Source organism: Methylobacterium sp. Leaf85, assembly GCF_001422125.1.
Lineage (GTDB): Bacteria > Pseudomonadota > Alphaproteobacteria > Rhizobiales > Beijerinckiaceae > Methylobacterium > Methylobacterium bullatum.
On the sequence record NZ_LMME01000031.1, the window covers coordinates 316016 to 329657 of the forward strand.

The window sequence follows — 13642 nt, forward strand, 5'->3', positions numbered from 1 at the left end:
TTCACGCACGCATCCTGATCCGTTGCGAAACGATGACCGACCGTAATTCGGCGGGCCGCACCGGCTTCGACAGGATCGGAATGTCCGGCGCCCCCAGATCCTCGCGTACGCACGCCTGGTCGTGGCCGGTCATCACCAGGGCCGGTACGTCGCGGCCTGAGAGAGTCCGGATCGCCGCGATGCAGTCCGTTCCCGTCACGCCATGTCCGAGATCGAAATCGGTGATCAGGAGATCCAGATCGGCGACGGCGCCCGGGATCGCGAGTTCGGCTCGCACCTGGCACCCCCATCTACGCAGGAGGCTCGCCGTCGCGATCAAGACGGCCTCGTCATCTTCCACCAGCAGCACCCGCAAGCCCCGCAGCGTCGCGGGCGGATCGAGCGCGTGCCAAGCCTTCGCGGCAACCGGCTCGGGGATGATCGGGAGATTGTCGAAGGTCACGCAGGTTCCGCGCCCCGGTATCGAGCGGAGCTCGACCTCCACGCCCAGGAGTCGGCCGAGGCGCTGGACGATCGGCAACCCCAGGCCGACGCCCTCGATGTCAGAATCGCCCCGTCGGCGAACCTGATAGAATTCTTCGAAGACCTTGGCCTGATGTTCGACGGGGATGCCGGGCCCGCGATCGTAGACCTGGACGGCGAGCCGGCCATTCCGGCGCCGCCGGCAGGCGACGAGAACCGCGCCGCCCGGCGCGTACTTGATCGCGTTGTTGACGATGTTCTGAAGCATCGTCGTGAACAGCGCCCGATCGGTCCCGACGACGACGTTGCAGGGCACGCTGCGGAGTTCGATCCCGTTGATCTGAGCGGCCTGCGAATTCTGGCGCAGAACCTCGTCAATGATCTCGTTGATCTCGACCGGTTCGAGGCGAGGCTGCACCTTGCCGCTGTCGAGCGTCGAGATGTCCAGGAGCGATTTGAACAGCCGGGATACGCTTTGCAGAGACCGCTCGATGTTGTCGACCATCTGCAGTTCCCCGGCGCCAAGCTTCGCGCTGCGCAGACAGGCGGTGAACAGACTGATGGCGTGGATCGGCTGACGCAGATCGTGGCTCGCCTGAGCCAGGAAGCGCGACTTGGACAGGCTCGCCTCCTGCTCGCGTTCGTAGGCGCCGCGCAGGCGTTTCAGCAGATCATAGATGTAGGTCGGCACCAAGATGGTGGTGAGGACAAACGTGAGAACGAGGAAGGGGTTGTCGCGCCAGTACGCGTTGACGGAGGTCGTCACCGCGATCGAGACGAGCCCGGCGACCGTCGAGATCTTCAGAGCCGTCAGACCGAACCGCAACCCGTTCCCGACGATCATGCGCAGGACGATGACGTAAAGCGGGAGGAACGGCGCGCCACCGTAGGCCATCGTGTAGGTGATCCCACCGATGTCGAGGGCGAAGGCGAGGCCGCGCCGTCTTGGACTGCTGCCCGGATGTCGCGAGATCCAAAGATACATCGCGACCGCGAGAAGCCAGTGGACCGTCAGGAGAACGGCGATGATCTTCAGGTCGGGGCCGGCGATCCCGGCGAAGACCCGGGTCAGAACGTACAGGTCGACGCATCCCATCACGACGATCCGGATGAACGCCTGCGCCTTCTCGTTACCGGAATCCTCGTCCCGCTCGCGGTTCATGTCCCTCACCGGTGGACCGGCCTCGTCGGGGCGCCCGTCTGGGATCCGCTCATGCGGAAGGTCGTTCGAGAGCGATGAGCGGCCGGGGGCTCGCCATTCGGCATTGGAATCTCCTCGAGGAGACGGGACACGAGCGTTTGGCGCATTTCGATGTCCGCGGCCTCCTGCCCATCTTAGCGGTATGCGCCCACGGCCTCGTCGATCCGGTAGACGCGGTCATCCGCGTCCGTGGCGGCGCGCACCTTTCCATCCTGTCCCCTCACCGTGCCCGTGCCCGTGAGCGCGACGCGGATCGGCGGCCAGGACAGGAGCCCCGCAGAATCCTCCGGCGGGATGTCGAGGAGGCCCTTGCTCGCACCGAACCGGCAGGCCCCCTCGTCCTCAGGCGGGCAGCTGGCCATCTCTTCGGAACCGGCAGGAACCTCGCCGACGAACGCCCAATGCAGGGGGACCTCCCGGAACCGAAGGAGAAGGATGGAGAAGCCGTTCGACCCTGCCGTCCCGTATGACTTGAGGCGAAGTCCCATCAGCAGGCCTTCCGGCTGATCGTCCTGACCACCGACCCGCGGGCTTCGTCGACCTCCTGTGCATCCCCGTTCCCGTTTCCCGTCCCGATCCGTGAAGTCAGCGTTTCGACGCCCTTCAGCTGCCAGCGAGGGGGCTCGAGGGCGTATGTCACGGCGGCGGATCCCACCAGGGCCACGGCAGCCGCCATGCTTCGACGCGCTGAACGCCCAGCGATTTGACCGGATCGCATCATGGCATCGGGCTTTGCCACAATCCCGGCCAAGCCTACATAGGGCACGTGTACGATCCGGTTCCGGCCCGGCCGGAGCCGGTCATCTCCAGATCCCGGCATGGGCCGCCTTCGCGGCAGCGGCCGAACGAGACGGAACGTCGAGGGCGCGCAACAGGGCCGAGACGTGGATGCGGACGGTGAAGGGAGAGATGTCCAGTTCCCTGGCGATCTCCTTGTTCGTGCGTCCCTTCGCGACGAGGCGCAGAACGTCCCGCTGACGCTGCGTCAGGGACGGAAGGGGGCTGTGCGTCACGGCGATCTCCGAGGTCGCGGCTCGCCGGATCACGAACTCACCCTCGTCGATCGCCGTGATCGCCAGCGCGATCTCGCTGGCGGGCAGCGCCTTGCCGATGAACCCGTCCGCCCCTTCGGCCATCACGGTACGGATCAGCTCCTCGTCGTCGATCATCGAGACGACGACGATCGACGCCTTTTCGAACTCCTCACGCAAGCTGCGGATCGAACAGCGAGGATCGAGGCCGGGAAACAGCAGGTCGAGGATGAAGGTCTTCGGCGGCCGCCCGGCGCGGGCGAGCGCCAGAACCTGCTCCATCGTGGCGGCCTCCTGAACGAGCGCTTCCGGAAAGAGGCGTTCGGCGACGTGCCTCATCCCTTCGCGGAACAGCGGATGGTCGTCGGCGACGATGACGGTCTCGGCTCCTCGAGCCGTCATCTCGCGTACGCTCATGTCACTGGGAGCACCTTCCATCGTTCCGTGCCAAGCGTTTGATGGCCGGCATGCCCATCACGGGCCGGGCGCGGCATAGCTCATGTGCACTACTAGATCGATTTCCGAGGCCTGACTAGAAGTTTGCTCATGCCTAGTGGCAGGAAAGAATCCACTCCTTTTGAGAATAAGAATTATCCACCCTCAGATATTATGGCAAAAATATATCAATATGGGCACAAATTTGCGGTAATAGTTTCCAGAGAGATTGATGATGTTGGATGCTGAGCGCCAAGTTCTATACGGCTCGACCCGACTTTTCCGGTCTCGACACGCTGTCCGTCGACGTGACCTTCAGTAACGGTCGGACGCTCCCCTACACCTTTCGGATCACGGTGCCGGAGGGCGAACGCCGCCAGGCTCCCGCCGTCTCGCAAGCGCCCGCCCCGCGCGACGGCGGCAGGGGCAGCGGCCGGCCGGCCGAAACGGCCCGCCTCGCCCCGACAGGTCGGGCCGCCACCACGGAGGATTTCCTTCGTGACACGGTCCGCGAAGCGGCACCCGCGAACCGGCGGGCGCCCGCCGCCGAGCCCCCGAAGGCCATGGTTCGGACGGAGCAGCCGGCCTCCGCCCCCGACGACGTTCCGCCACCCCGCGTGGAACCCCGCCCGCGCCGCGCGAGATGGCCCCCGCACGCCCGCCCCGCCTTCGGCTTCGGTGCCAAGGATCCGGCGGCGCTGCAGCTGGGCGAGATCGCAGGGCGCGTGACCGTCTTGCGCAGTCCGCGCATCCCCCCGAGGACGGCCTTGCCGGAACTTGGAGCAACGTCTCCGGCGCCGTCACGCCGAAGGCCGACGGCAAGACGGTATTCGAACGAGGCGGGCCTGCGGGAGCCCGTGACCGGATAAAGGAGGTAGCGATGGTGACCTATCAATTGATGCTGGCCGGAAGCCTGATGCTCATGCTCGCCACGGCACCGCCTCTCATGGCGGCGTCGGGCGGCATTCGGGACGTCACGCTGTCGAGCGGCGGACTCGCCGAGGTCACCGTGACCCGGTCCGTCGAGGGCGACACCACGGTCGCGATCGACGTCCAGGCCGATCAGATCGACGACATCCTCAAGAGCCTCGTGGTGCGCGACCCCGCAGGCTCGGTCGGCGCCATCCGGCTGGACGCGGAGGATCAGGTCGAGGAGGTCCTGCGCTCCGCGCCCTTCACCGCAGACGATCTCTCGTCTTCCGCGCAGCTCGCGGGCAAGCTGCAAGGGGTCAAGATCAGGATCGAGAGTTCCGGGCGGGTGCTGGAAGGGCGCGTGCTCGGCCTGTCCACGCGGGACGCCGGATCCGACACCGGAACGGTGCGCGTGCTCTCCGTCCTGACGGAGGCCGGCACCTTGGAATCCGTGAAGGTCGAGGACGGCGTCACGGTGACGATCCGGGATCCCGCCATGGTCGACAGGATCGCGAAGGTGGTCGACGTGGCCGGTAAGGCCAAGGCCGACGGTGCCCGCCGCGTCGAGATCGCCCTCGTCGGCACCGGCAAGCGCGAGGTTCGTCTCACCTATGTGGTTCCCGCGCCCGTGTGGAAGACGAGCTATCGGCTCGTCGATGGCGGAAGCGGGCGGGCGAACCTCCAGGCCTGGGCGATCATCGAGAACGCCCTGGGCGAGGATTGGAAGGGGGTTACCGTCACCCTCTCGTCCGGATCGCCGGTGGCGCTCCGGCAGCGTCTGCATCGCCGCTATTGGCGCCAGCGTCCGGAGGCCCCGCTTCCGATCGACGAGGTCGGTTTGCCCGACCTCGATCCCGGTACGGTCGCGCCCAGGGCCGCCGCGCGCGCGTTCCAGGACGACGGGATCGCTGCCCCCTCGCCTCCCCGCCCGGCTCCGATTTCGCGAATGGACCGACTGTCATTACCGGATGCGCGCTACGAGGCCGCGCCGGCAGCGGCGGCTGCCGACGCGACGGAAGGGGATGTGGCGGCGAACTTCACGCTCCCCCACCCCGTCGATCTGGGAGTCGGCCGCACATTATCCGTGCCCATCCTCGACACCGAGATCGAGGCCGCGCGGATCGCGCTCTGGAAACCCGGACAGGGCGTCCACCCGACCGCAGTTCTGATGATCCGCAACGGATCCGCGGCGACGCTGCCGCCGGGCATCATGACGATCTACGACGGCAAGCTCGGCTATGTCGGCGATGCGCGGCTGCCCGCGACTCCCGTCGGCGAACAGCGTTTCGCCGCCTTCGCCGTCGATCGGAAAGTCCGCGTCCAGGCCGAAACGCAGCCGAACCAGGTACTGACGGAGATTACGGTCGTCGACGGCGCGGTCCGGGCCAAGACACGATCGCGCGAAGTGACGAGCTACACGGTGAAAGGCGCTCAGGACGCACCGCGCACCGTCGTGATCGAGCATCCACGCCGCAGTGGCTGGACCTTCACGTCCGCGGCGCTCGATACCGAGACCCCGACGGCCTATCGGTTGAAGGTCTCGGTTCCCGCCGCGGGTACGGCCGAGGTTCAGGCGGTGCTGGAACGCCTCCACGTCGAGACTTACGCGCTCGTCGACGCCGACGCGTCGATGCTCCTGCATTGGAGTTCCCTTACCGGCGACGCGAAGCTGGCGGACACCTTGAAAACGCTTTCAAATGCCCACTCCGACAGCGAAGCCGTTGCCCGTGAGATCACGGAGATCAATGACCGGATCGCGAAAGTGAGCACAGAGCAGGAGCGCATTCGCAGCAACCTCGGTGCAGTTCCCAAAGACAGCGAACTTGCCCGGAGGTATCTCGCTCAGTTGAGCACGCAGGAAGACGAATTCACCAGCCTCGGCGAGGCTCGATCCAAGGCCGAAAGTCGTCTCAAACTCGCGCAGGAGCGCCTTCGCGCCCTGATCTCGAAATTGTAGGCGCGTATTCCTGCGCGGCATGGCCGAACCGATGCCGGTTTGGTGCATCTCGCAAAATTGTCGATCGCCGGGCCTACCCATCCGATCTCGACGGTGCAGCAGGAGTTCGGCGAGAAACGCTCAAAAGATCCGGCCTTATGGAGCAAATGCACCAAAAAGCACGCTATGTAAAGGCTTATGTCATCGCCTATGATGGCAAAATGCAGGACCAGACCCTTATCAACGGATTGCTCGCCAAGCGCGAGGAACTGAGCCGAGAGAACGCCGAACTGCGCGAGCGCATGGCGATCCTCTCCAACGAAATAGAGGCCCTGGATAGGGTGCTGGACGCCTGCGGGTATCGGGGCGAACTGGTAGGCTCCACGCCCCGCGCGGCCCGTATCGTCCTGTTCTACCGCAACGAACTGCGGGACTACCTCCTGGCCGAGATACGCAAGGCAGACGGGCCTCTGACGGCCCGCCAGCTAGCGGTTCTCGTTTGCCAGACGGAGGGCAAGGACGGGCGGGATCGTCGCCTACTGACGGACGTAACCCGCCGCGTCGGCTGCGCGCTCAGACGGATGCGTGCGAGCCGGATGGTCGAGGGGGAGCGGACGAAGGACGGGCAGGTTTGGCGGGAAAGAGGACGATAAAAGATGCGCCCGCACAATTCGATTTTAATCGAACGTGCGGCCTAATGGATTTTCAGGCTATTACTGCTTCTTCTGGGGAAAAACAGCATGACCCCTGTCCAGCCAAACCAAGAAAAATATATCGTCAATCAAAGCTCCGTGGACCCTTGATTTTCCATCAACGCGCAATTCGGATAGCTCAATGTCTTTTGATAGATATGTAGGGCGTGAGAAGCCACCTCCCTTGGCGGGGCCGGAATGAAGTTTCCATCCTAAACCAGGGTCAGCCTTCAAACTTGCTTCCGTGAAGCCTTGTACTTTGTTAATTAGTTTGGCAAGTTTCTTTAATTCGGGCCTCTGCCACTCAGATATACATTCCGAGCCAGAATGCCAATACTGCATTGATATAGTTACTTTTTTTGCATTAGCTGAGGCAACCTCAAGGGAGTCGCCTTCATCTTTTTCTTCGTCAATGTCAGGTAGTACAAGATCTCCATTCACTTGCATTTCTAAGCCGTTATTTTCGACTTAAAATATGATTTGATCGTATCTTTAGATATTTTGGTATTACACTTATCAAGCTCGCGTAGATCACCGCGCGCCTCAAGCCATGGGGTTTCTTTGTGTGTCATGTTTTCTAATTTCTTAGCTGTATAGATGCCGTATTTTTTATTTACCGCATTGAGTAAAGCTAATGGTTTTTCAGAAAACTTCACTTTTAACTTTTGCTCAGGAATAGACGCAAACCCGTGCTCTCTATAGTTATCCCATACGCTAACTGCGACTGGCCCGTGAGCCCAAGCCTCAAAGTCTTCATCAAATAAAGGCTTATTATAGAGGGCAATCGACCAAGCTTGTGCATAATACACAAGTTTCTGAACCTTAAGGTGAGTTATCGCGTCCCCGGACTCTCGGTCCGTGGCGTTTATGAACCACTTTGCAATGTCGACGGGCCTATGGCCGAACGACTCTTTCACGGCTAAATTCCTAGTCTAAATTGGCTTGGGTGTTGAAGTACCATAGTGAGCGTACGAGGTCATGTCGTGGTATATATGTAACATTCGATCCGTATTGGAAGGGGCTATCGGTAGCGCAGTGCGTTTTACGCCCTCGCCGCAGCACGCTGCCAATACCCCTTCCAAGCGCGGCTGACGGGCGACACCATGGTCAGGCGGATGGTCTGAGCGAAGGCCATGCCGTTCGGCAGGCGACGGTTGTCCTCCTTCCAAGCGGCCTCGGCGGCGTACTGGTGAAGGTAGCGGGCGGTGACGAAGTGGTGCTGGCCCGACACCATGCGGCGCAGGCGGGCGAAGAAGCTCTCGGCTTGGTTGGTGTTGGCACCATCAGCCGAGTAGGCCTCGGAATGGTTGATGCGGCCAGCGTCGGGGAACTTGGCCTCTAGCTCGTCCCAGTGGGTCGCCTCGTCCGCATAGACCTTGGAGCCGTGGGCGACGTGCTGCTCGGCCAGGGCGACGCCCTCGGCTTCGCGCTTGGCGACGAACGTCAGGGTGCGGCCCTTGCGCTGACGCATGACGATGACGACCCGGCGCTTGTCGCTCTGGTTCTCCTTGAGGCGGCGATCCTTGCGATCCTCCTTGCGGTTCTCAGGACGAACGTGACCGCCGAAGTACGCGCCGTCGATCTCGACCTCGCCGTCTAGGCCATGGCCCGCCGTCTCAGCCGAAAGGGCCTCGCGCAGCTTGTGGGCGAGGACGAAGGCGGTCTTGTACGACACCGACAGGTCACGACCGAGTTGCAGGGCCGAGAGGCCCTTCACCGCGTTCACGAAAATAGCGACGGCGGCGCATAAGTCCGTGAAGGCCAGCTTGCGCGAGGCGAAGATGGTCCCGCTGGTGACGCTGAACTGCTTACCGCAGCCCGCGCACTTGAAGCGACGACGGGTCGAGATGTCGTAGTGGTCGAGGCAACCGCAGCCGGGGCACACGGGCTCACCATCCGTCTCAGGCCAGCGAAGGCGCTTGAAGGTCTGGTAGGCCGCGTCCTCGCCGCCCTTGTAGATCGCCTTGAGCGAAAGGGTACGGGCGGCTGCGGAAAGGAGGAAGTGGGAGGCCATTGCCATCGTCTCGAATGCTTATGCATCGCATATGATGGCATAACCACACCGTAGTCAAGGGCAAAAGCATCGCGTATGATGGCATCCGCAATCAGATAGGATGCAGACGCATGACCGAAGGCCTAGAGGAACACTGGGATACGCGCGTGAAGGCGATACTAAAGGCGGAACTGAAGCGGAAAGGCGTTACCTACGCGCAGCTTGTCGACAAGCTGGCTGCTATCGGCGTGAAGGAGACGGAGCCGAACATTCGCAACAAGCTGGCACGAGGGAAGTTTACGGCGGTTTTTCTCGTGCAAGTTTTAACCGCCATAGGCGCAAAAGAGGTTAGATTGGATACCTAACGGCATCGCAATTTTGGCAAAAGTCATTATATTAGTGAGACTTAGATGGCGGATGCCGAGATGAGCAAGGCACAGTTCACGATCGCATACGATGGTGAGGCGTTAAGAGACGGCACTATGGACGTGCGCGCGCTTGCCCCGGCGCTACTAGCTGTCGGCCAGCTTATTGACGCCGCGAACTCGGCATTAAATGGCAAAGACACAAATATCGCCGTCAAGGTAAGAGCAACGCACCCAGGGTGCTTCAATATAGATCTTGATATAATACAAACGGTTGCACGGCAAATCGTTGGATTTTTAAAAGGTGATGAGGCAACAGCAGCATCAAATCTACTCGCGCTCCTAGGTGGCGCTTCTGGAGGTGCAACTGGTCTATTTTTGCTTATCAAAAAGCTGCGAGGACAGAAGCCTGAAAAGGTGGAAAGGCTTGATGCCGATACAGTCAGAATAACTCATGGCAGCACTACGCTGATTGTCCCCCTCAAAGTTATGCAGTTATATCAAGACCTGGCTGTAAGAGATGCCGCAGAAAAGGTTGTATATGAGCCTTTGCTTTCCGAGGGAATTGACACCTTCATTGCCTTCAAAGGACACGCCGACCCGTTCATCATCAATGATGAAGAAGCCTTCGTATTTAAGAAACCTGAGGATGAGGAGCACGTTCTTTTAGATGACGTGCGCCGATCTGCATTCTCTATTGTCGCTCTTGCGTTCAAGCATGATAACAAATGGCGCCTTTATGATGGCAACAGCCAGATCAGCGCAACAATCAATGATCTTGAGTTCTTAAGCAAAGTGAATAATAATGAAGTGTCGTTTTCTAAAGGCGACGTGTTGATATGCGACGTAAGAGTCCGACAGATGCAATCTGCCGATACTCTACGAACAGAGTATACGGTTGAAAAGGTTGTTGATCATAAGCCCGCAGCTAGACAACTTCGGTTAAACATCGAAGAACCAACTCCCCCGGTCGGCCCACAAACGGGCCGTTACGAAAATTGGGAATAGGCCAGTCCGCATCGCGAAAGACCGCTCTATGGCTAGGGCTAGCGACGAAGCGTTTGACGAGCGCTGGCTAGGCGCGTCCATCCCGTCCGATCACTGGCACTTCCACCGCCAGCTTTTGGCTCGCTATGGCATCGTCATGGCACCGGGCGAGTTCACCGCCATGCTCAACGATATCACCAAGGGGCGGGCTCTACGGTTGGTCGAAAGGCCAAAAGGCAAGGCCATCTTTTCTGTCCGTCTCAAGACTGCGAGCGAGCGCATTTACGTCTTGGCCGTCAAGCGGCGGATCATCACCGCATGGCCTCCCAACGCGAGGCTTAATCAGAAGCGGCGTGAACTCATGGCATCGCTTGCCAAGCCCATAAGCGATAGCATGGTCCCGCAATCATGAGGGCCAGCAAAACAGGTCTGTCTCTCATCGCAGCCTACGCAGCGATTTCGCTCGCCTCGTGGTTCTATGCTGCTTCAATACGAGGAGACGAAGAAGCAAAGTTCTTAGCGGAAGTGCTCCCAGTCATCCCGGCTCTGATCGTGATAGAGGCAGCACGGCTTACACCCGCCATAAGCCAGCTGCCCAACTCATTCACAATCGCATCGCTTTCCGTCGCGAGCGCGGTAGTGGTGTACGGGGTCGGTTGGCTGGTAGGCTGGGTCGGCCTCCTCCTTTTTGGACGCCGCCGGCAAGGGCAGTGAGACTTCAATCTTTGATCAACGGCACGCCATCAATGAAGATTTTAATGCAGCCTTATGCGATGGCCTACGCCATCATATTTGGTGCATTTGCTCCATAAGGCCGCAAAGATCCGGACATTCTTGGGTCTGAGCGTCTGGCCGGAGAAGAGCCGCCGGTCTCCTGACCATACCGTCTGTGTAGGGCGGTGACAAAACCATCCACTGGAGCGTCGGCGGGGTGCTGATGCGGGCGGAGTAAAATCCGGCCAGTGGAGAAGCTTCTCTTTCGAGAGGAGCTGAGGATGTTTNTGTGTAGGGCGGTGACAAAACCATCCACTGGAGCGTCGGCGGGGTGCTGATGCGGGCGGAGTAAAATCCGGCCAGTGGAGAAGCTTCTCTTTCGAGAGGAGCTGAGGATGTTTGTCGTGGAAGTCTACGCGGCGGTTCGGCAGTTCGTATTCAACGGTGGCAATTCACGTCGAGAGGCAGCTCGGATATTCGGGTTGAGCCGAGAGACGATCACCAAGATGTGCCGGTTTTCACTGCCGCCGGGCTACACGCGTTCGAAGCCGATCGAGAAGCCGAAGCTGGGACCGCTGCTGCCGGTGATCGATGCGATCCTGGAATCCGACCGGATCGCACCGGTCAAGCAACGGCACACGGCGAAGCGGATCTTCGAGCGTCTGCGCGACGAGCACGGCTATGCTGGCGGCTACACGGTGGTGAAGGATCACGTCCGGATCGCACGTGCGAGCGGGCGGGAGACCTTCGTGCCGTTGGCGCACCCGCCTGGCCACGCCCAGGTCGACTTCGGCGAAGCGATCGCCACCATCGGCGGCGTGCGCCGGAAGATCCACTTCTTCTGCATGGACCTGCCGCACTCCGACGCTTGCTTCGTGAAGGCGTATCCGCGGGAGACCACCGAGGCGTTCCTCGATGGACATGTCGCTGCTGTCGGGTTCTTCGACGGCGTGCCGCTGTCGATCCTCTACGACAACACCAAGATCGCGGTCGCCAAGATCTGCGGCGGAGGCCAGCGCGATCGCACCCGCGCCTTCACCGAGTTGGTGAGCCACTACCTGTTCCGGGACCGCTTCGGGCGTCCGGGCAAGGGCAACGACAAGGGTAAGGTCGAAGGCCTGGTCAAGTACGCCCGGTCCAACTTCATGACCCCGGCCCCCGTGGCGGCGTCCTTCGAAGAACTGAACGCGGATCTAGAACGACGCTGCCGGACCCGGCAGGATGAACGGGCCGGACGGCATGCCGAGAGCATCGGCACGCGACTGGTCGCCGATCGTGCCGTCTTGCGTGCCTTGCCGGCGGTCCCGCTGGAGCCGTGTGAGAAGCGGGCTGGGCGGGTCTCCTCGACAGCGCTGGTTCGCTACCGCAGCAACGACTACTCGGTGCCGACCGCCTACGGCTTCCGGAACGTGCTGGTGAAGGGCTTCGTCGAGGAGGTCGTGATCCTATGTGGCGGTATCGAGATCGCCCGGCATGAGCGCAGCTACGGCACCGGCGTGTTCGTCTCCGATCCGTTGCATTACCTCGCGCTGATCGAGACCAAACCGAACGCCCTCGACCAAGCGGCCGCGCTCCAGGGCTGGGATCTGCCCGAGGCATTCCAGCACCTGCGCCACCTCCTGGAGGCGCGCATGGGGAACCGTGGCAAGCGCGAGTTCATCCAGGTTCTGCGCTTGATGGAGGCGATGCCGAAGGACGTCGTGGCCTCAGCCGTCACCGACGCGATCCGGCTCGGGGCGATCGGCTTCGACGCGGTTAAGCTGATCGCCCTGGCCCGGCTCGAACGACGACCGCCCCGGCTCGACCTGGCGGCCTATCCGCATCTGCCCAGGACCTTGGTGAGGACGACCGTGGCCGCCGACTATACGGTGCTGGTGCCGGAGGTGGCGGCATGAGCGCGGCGCGTGACGAGACGATGCCGGGCGGTACCACCGGCGGTACGCCGGGGATCCTGCTCGCCCACCACCTCAAGCAGCTGAAGCTACCCACGGTGCTGCGCGAGTACGACAAGGTCGCCCGGGAGTGCGCCCAGGGTGGCGTCGATCATCCGCGCTACCTGCTCCGGCTCGTCGAGCTGGAACTCATCGATCGGGAGCGGCGCATGATCGAACGCCGGATCCGGTCGGCACGCTTCCCGGCGGTGAAGAGCCTCGACACCTTCGACTTCACCGCGATCCCGAGCCTGAACAAGATGCTCGTGCTGGAACTGGCGCGCTGCGGCTACATCCTCGGCCGAGAGAACGTCATCGCACTCGGCAACTCCGGCACCGGCAAGACGCACATCGCCTTGGCGCTCGGCCTGGCGGCTTGCCAGAAGGGCTTCTCGGTCGCGTTCACCACCGCGGCCTCTCTGGTCAACCAGCTCCTGGAGGCCCGCGACGAGCGCCGTCTGCTCCGGCTGCAGCGTGAACTGGCTTCGGTCAAGCTGCTGATCGTCGACGAACTTGGCTACGTGCCGCTGTCGCCGACGGGAGCCGAGTTGCTGTTCGAGGTCTTCTCCCAGCGCTACGAGCGTGGCTCGACCGTGGTGACCTCGAACCTGCCATTCGAGGATTGGACCTCGGTCCTGGGCTCGGAGCGGCTCACCGGCGCGCTGCTCGACCGCCTGACCCACCACGTCAGCATCCTGAGCTTAAACGGCGACAGCTACCGCCTCAAATCCTCCCGCAGCCGGCGCAGTCGGGCCGACGGAAGGGCGGAGCAAAACCAGGCCACGGCGGATCCCCACAATCCCGAGACGGGCGAGATCCTGTCGGCCTGATCCTCATGGTTGGCGACGAACGATGAAGGGGCCCGATCGGGCCCCTTCATCGTTCAAGCGGCCGACCGCCACTGGCCTGGTTTTACTCCGCCGCAGCGGCCTGGAATTGGTCCGCCCTTTACACGTGTGTAGGGCGGTGACAAAACCATCCAC

14 protein-coding genes are annotated in these 13642 nt (G+C 61.8%); 8 read left to right on the forward strand and 6 right to left on the reverse strand.

Annotation, left to right across the window (positions count from 1 at the left end; all coding sequences use genetic code 11):
- Position 1: 1 nt before the first annotated feature.
- The 3 genes from ASF08_RS17750 to ASF08_RS17765 all read right to left on the reverse strand — a co-directional run bounded on the left by ASF08_RS17750 (position 2) and on the right by ASF08_RS17765 (position 3111).
- The gene (locus tag ASF08_RS17750) at positions 2–1624 is read right to left on the reverse strand and encodes a hybrid sensor histidine kinase/response regulator (protein WP_056147846.1); all 1623 of its coding nucleotides are present in this window, start codon (positions 1622–1624) and stop codon (positions 2–4) included.
- Positions 1625–1797: 173 nt separating this feature from the next.
- Entirely contained in the window at positions 1798–2151 is a 354-nt protein-coding gene (locus ASF08_RS17755) for a hypothetical protein (protein ID WP_056147848.1), read from the reverse strand.
- Between the two features lie 312 nt (positions 2152–2463).
- Complete coding sequence (locus ASF08_RS17765; RefSeq protein WP_156629630.1) at positions 2464–3111, reverse strand: LuxR C-terminal-related transcriptional regulator; 648 nt, start codon at positions 3109–3111, stop codon at positions 2464–2466.
- 260 nt (positions 3112–3371) lie between these two features.
- Here ASF08_RS17765 and ASF08_RS25395 point away from each other — a divergent pair, with 260 nt between their 5' ends.
- The 3 genes from ASF08_RS25395 to ASF08_RS17780 all read left to right on the forward strand — a co-directional run bounded on the left by ASF08_RS25395 (position 3372) and on the right by ASF08_RS17780 (position 6630).
- Complete coding sequence (locus ASF08_RS25395; RefSeq protein WP_056147853.1) at positions 3372–3998, forward strand: hypothetical protein; 627 nt, start codon at positions 3372–3374, stop codon at positions 3996–3998.
- A gap of 11 nt (positions 3999–4009) precedes the next feature.
- Positions 4010–5998, forward strand: coding sequence for a DUF4139 domain-containing protein (locus tag ASF08_RS17775; protein WP_056147857.1), 1989 nt, complete (start codon positions 4010–4012; stop codon positions 5996–5998).
- A gap of 137 nt (positions 5999–6135) precedes the next feature.
- On the forward strand, positions 6136–6630 hold the full coding sequence (locus tag ASF08_RS17780) for a hypothetical protein (RefSeq protein WP_056147860.1): 495 nt from the start codon (positions 6136–6138) through the stop codon (positions 6628–6630).
- A 60-nt stretch (positions 6631–6690) separates the two neighbouring features.
- On the opposite strand, the gene ASF08_RS24930 is transcribed toward ASF08_RS17780, so the two are convergent.
- The 3 genes from ASF08_RS24930 to ASF08_RS17785 form a co-directional block, all read right to left on the reverse strand.
- Positions 6691–7110 (reverse strand): hypothetical protein, encoded by a 420-nt coding sequence (locus ASF08_RS24930; protein ID WP_156629631.1) that lies wholly within the window; start codon positions 7108–7110, stop codon positions 6691–6693.
- An 8-nt stretch (positions 7111–7118) separates the two neighbouring features.
- The gene (locus ASF08_RS24270; RefSeq protein ID WP_082473260.1) at positions 7119–7586 is read right to left on the reverse strand and encodes a Panacea domain-containing protein; all 468 of its coding nucleotides are present in this window, start codon (positions 7584–7586) and stop codon (positions 7119–7121) included.
- 125 nt (positions 7587–7711) lie between these two features.
- The gene (locus tag ASF08_RS17785) at positions 7712–8683 is read right to left on the reverse strand and encodes an IS1595 family transposase (RefSeq protein WP_056147863.1); all 972 of its coding nucleotides are present in this window, start codon (positions 8681–8683) and stop codon (positions 7712–7714) included.
- A 110-nt stretch (positions 8684–8793) separates the two neighbouring features.
- On the opposite strand from ASF08_RS17785, the gene ASF08_RS17790 reads away from it, so the two are divergent.
- The 5 genes from ASF08_RS17790 (at position 8794) to istB (ending at position 13489) form a co-directional block, all read left to right on the forward strand.
- On the forward strand, positions 8794–9027 hold the full coding sequence (locus ASF08_RS17790) for a DUF6471 domain-containing protein (protein WP_056147865.1): 234 nt from the start codon (positions 8794–8796) through the stop codon (positions 9025–9027).
- 45 nt (positions 9028–9072) lie between these two features.
- Positions 9073–10035, forward strand: a complete 963-nt coding sequence (locus tag ASF08_RS24935) for a hypothetical protein (RefSeq protein WP_156629632.1) — start codon at positions 9073–9075, stop codon at positions 10033–10035.
- A gap of 28 nt (positions 10036–10063) precedes the next feature.
- Positions 10064–10426, forward strand: a complete 363-nt coding sequence (locus ASF08_RS17795) for a hypothetical protein (RefSeq protein ID WP_056147868.1) — start codon at positions 10064–10066, stop codon at positions 10424–10426.
- 697 nt (positions 10427–11123) lie between these two features.
- A complete protein-coding gene (gene istA, locus ASF08_RS17800) occupies positions 11124–12623 on the forward strand; it encodes an IS21 family transposase (RefSeq protein ID WP_056147870.1) in 1500 nt (499 codons plus the stop codon).
- Positions 12620–13489, forward strand: coding sequence for an IS21-like element ISMex8 family helper ATPase IstB (gene istB / locus ASF08_RS17805; protein WP_056147873.1), 870 nt, complete (start codon positions 12620–12622; stop codon positions 13487–13489). The genes istA and istB overlap by 4 nt, the downstream gene beginning before the upstream one ends.
- Positions 13490–13642: the final 153 nt, after the last annotated feature.

Excerpts from the sequence above, each read along its gene's own strand:
- ASF08_RS17765 (WP_156629630.1), bottom strand. The coding sequence starts at position 3,111 with ATGAGCGTACGCGAGATGACGGCTCGAGGAGCCGAGACCGTCATCGTC.
- istA (WP_056147870.1), top strand. The coding sequence starts at position 11,124 with ATGTTTGTCGTGGAAGTCTACGCGGCGGTTCGGCAGTTCGTATTCAAC.
- ASF08_RS17750 (WP_056147846.1), bottom strand. The coding sequence starts at position 1,624 with ATGAACCGCGAGCGGGACGAGGATTCCGGTAACGAGAAGGCGCAGGCG.
- ASF08_RS17785 (WP_056147863.1), bottom strand. The coding sequence starts at position 8,683 with ATGGCCTCCCACTTCCTCCTTTCCGCAGCCGCCCGTACCCTTTCGCTC.
- ASF08_RS25395 (WP_056147853.1), top strand. The coding sequence starts at position 3,372 with ATGCTGAGCGCCAAGTTCTATACGGCTCGACCCGACTTTTCCGGTCTC.
- ASF08_RS17790 (WP_056147865.1), top strand. The coding sequence starts at position 8,794 with ATGACCGAAGGCCTAGAGGAACACTGGGATACGCGCGTGAAGGCGATA.
- ASF08_RS17780 (WP_056147860.1), top strand. The coding sequence starts at position 6,136 with ATGGAGCAAATGCACCAAAAAGCACGCTATGTAAAGGCTTATGTCATC.
- ASF08_RS17755 (WP_056147848.1), bottom strand. The coding sequence starts at position 2,151 with ATGGGACTTCGCCTCAAGTCATACGGGACGGCAGGGTCGAACGGCTTC.
- ASF08_RS17795 (WP_056147868.1), top strand. The coding sequence starts at position 10,064 with ATGGCTAGGGCTAGCGACGAAGCGTTTGACGAGCGCTGGCTAGGCGCG.
- istB (WP_056147873.1), top strand. The coding sequence starts at position 12,620 with ATGAGCGCGGCGCGTGACGAGACGATGCCGGGCGGTACCACCGGCGGT.
- ASF08_RS17775 (WP_056147857.1), top strand. The coding sequence starts at position 4,010 with ATGGTGACCTATCAATTGATGCTGGCCGGAAGCCTGATGCTCATGCTC.
- ASF08_RS24935 (WP_156629632.1), top strand. The coding sequence starts at position 9,073 with ATGGCGGATGCCGAGATGAGCAAGGCACAGTTCACGATCGCATACGAT.